At 38.9% G+C, this 2257-nt stretch carries 2 protein-coding genes; one reads left to right on the top strand and one right to left on the bottom strand.

The window, feature by feature from the left end; all coding sequences use genetic code 11:
* Positions 1-110: 110 nt before the first annotated feature.
* The gene (locus A2517_RS00780; RefSeq protein ID WP_294893460.1) at positions 111-1124 is read left to right on the top strand and encodes a MoxR family ATPase; all 1014 of its coding nucleotides are present in this window, start codon (positions 111-113) and stop codon (positions 1122-1124) included.
* Positions 1125-1317: 193 nt separating this feature from the next.
* On the opposite strand, the gene A2517_RS00775 is transcribed toward A2517_RS00780, so the two are convergent.
* Positions 1318-1941 carry a DUF5677 domain-containing protein gene (locus A2517_RS00775; RefSeq protein ID WP_294893459.1) on the bottom strand — a complete coding sequence of 208 codons (624 nt, stop codon included), beginning with the start codon at positions 1939-1941 and terminating at the stop codon, positions 1318-1320.
* Positions 1942-2257 lie beyond the last annotated feature (316 nt).

Genomic DNA, 2257 nt, shown 5'->3' with positions numbered 1-2257 from the left:
AAACTCTGGAAAAAATTTCTCTACGATGCCATCGGTAAAGTCGCCCCCGCGTGTGCGACGTGTAATGATCAAGAGCACTGCTTTACCTGTTTGATCGCGGAAGCAAGTGCGTGAAGACACCATCGATCACGACTACCGAACTTTATGCGCATCTCGATACCCTCATCGGTGCCGATCTCCCCGTTTTTATCCACGGAAGTCCGGGAATCGGAAAATCGTATATCGTTGCCGAAGTGGCGAAAAAACATAATCTTGAACTCGTCGATGTCCGTCTCTCTCAGATGGATCCCGTCGATTTGCGCGGCGTCCCTGCGATACGGGATGAACAAACGGTGTGGATGCCTCCGATATTTTTTCCGCGTGACAAAGAATCGAGCGGAATACTGTTCCTCGACGAACTCAACTCCGCTCCTCCATCGGTGCAAGCGGCGATCTATCAACTCGTCCTCAACCGTAAAATGGGTGAGTACGAACTCCCTCGCGGGTGGCGGATCATCTGTGCGGGGAATCGTATCAGCGACCGTGGGGTCGTCTTTCGCCTCCCGACACCTCTGGCGAATCGTATGGTCCATCTGAGCGTCGAAGCGCGGTTTGAGGATTTCAAACTCTTCGCTATCCGTGAGGGATTGCACTCCTTTGTCATCGGGTTTTTAGGATTCCGTCCCGATCTTCTCACTTCCGAGTGCGTAAGCGAAGATGACTCCAATCCCGCATTCGCAACACCGCGCAGTTACCATATGCTCTCGAATGTGTTGAAAACATCCTCAGACACTTCACGTATCGCTCCGATTATCTATGGATTGATCGGATACGGTGCAGGGATTGAATTTTTATCGTATGTCAAAGTGTATGAAAAACTCCCCGATGTGCAGGCTATTTATCGCGGCGAGTATCCGAGTGTCGATAAAAGCAAACCGGCGCTGCTGTATGCGCTTGTTTCGGCGCTGGTGGAACTGTATCGAGGCGGAGCGGAAGCCTCGAAACATCTTTTCGGTTTTGCCCAAAGCCTGCCGACCGAGTTTGGGGTGATGTTGATCAAAGATGCTATTGTCAAAGATGCTTCGATCGCCGAGTGTGCTGAATTTGACGGATGGATTGAGAAGTATGGGGATTATATTCTCTAAATTTTCCGTTTAATGTGCATTGAGATGAAACTCATTACTGCGAATGACAAACATTATCGTATCGTCAAAGAGCTTGAAATAGAGGTTTTTAGAGCGTAACAGGGATTTTAAACTTAGACTAATTACCCTTCGATTGTCTGACGACTGAAGTAAGTGGACGTGGTACACTTACAATTTTTACTTTTTAGCTATTTTAATACTCTAAAAAATTGTCCATTTCATCTTTTGATATAAATCCATTTTTTAATCCAATACTTTCTAAAAAAACGACTATTGCACTTTTAAATAATACTTTATTAGTTTTTAATGTCTCTAAAATTAATTCATTATCAAAATTTGTATCAAAAGTAAAACCTGTTTCACTAAAATTTCTCATTATTTGATTTCTACCTGTATGTGTATAATCATTCATCATTTTATAAGCATTATTTTTTATATTTGAATAATATTCAGTATCAAGAAAATTATCTATTTCTTTAACCATTTCATCTATCGTTTTAGGGAAATGATTATTCCAAGTATTTGCATTGTAAATAGTTTCTATTTTTTGATTATCCATCTTATAATACATATATTTTAATTTTATAACATTTTCAAAAAATATTCTTATAAGTGCAAATGCTGAATTAAATAGTCTTTTATCTATCAAAATATTTATTGATGCAAAATGGCTTATTATATTTCTTGAGAAAGCTCCTAATAACATATCTCTTTTATTGTCACTCCTAATATTAACTTTTACCATTAAGTGTTGAACTTTTTCCAACAGTTTAATATCAGCAGTTAAATGTTCTGCAATTTCTTCTTCATTACGCAAATTGACTCCTATTGCCCATTTTAATTAGTCTCCTTTGTTTTGTTATATATTTCCACTACAAATTTACCAATAATAACCACTCTCCTTAGACTGTGGATCATGAATGGAAAGAAGAAGTTTTTTCACAGTCTCTCCTGAGTGGGAGCGAGAGAAGTTCATTTTTTTATCTTTTTTCTTATTTTTAATACTTCTTTAACTTATATAGACTATAATTTTTGTGTAATTCGCCTTCGGGCACACCCACCTCAAGGGGTGGGGCTAAACATTTTCTTCCCTTTTTCTAAAATCAATTCAAAATTTTGTTTATCCATAATCC

The organism is Sulfuricurvum sp. RIFOXYD12_FULL_44_77, assembly GCF_001830725.1.
Lineage (GTDB): Bacteria > Campylobacterota > Campylobacteria > Campylobacterales > Sulfurimonadaceae > Sulfuricurvum > Sulfuricurvum kujiense_A.
Note: the sequence above shows the minus strand (reverse complement) of the source record. Positions and strands in the feature narration are given on the sequence as shown.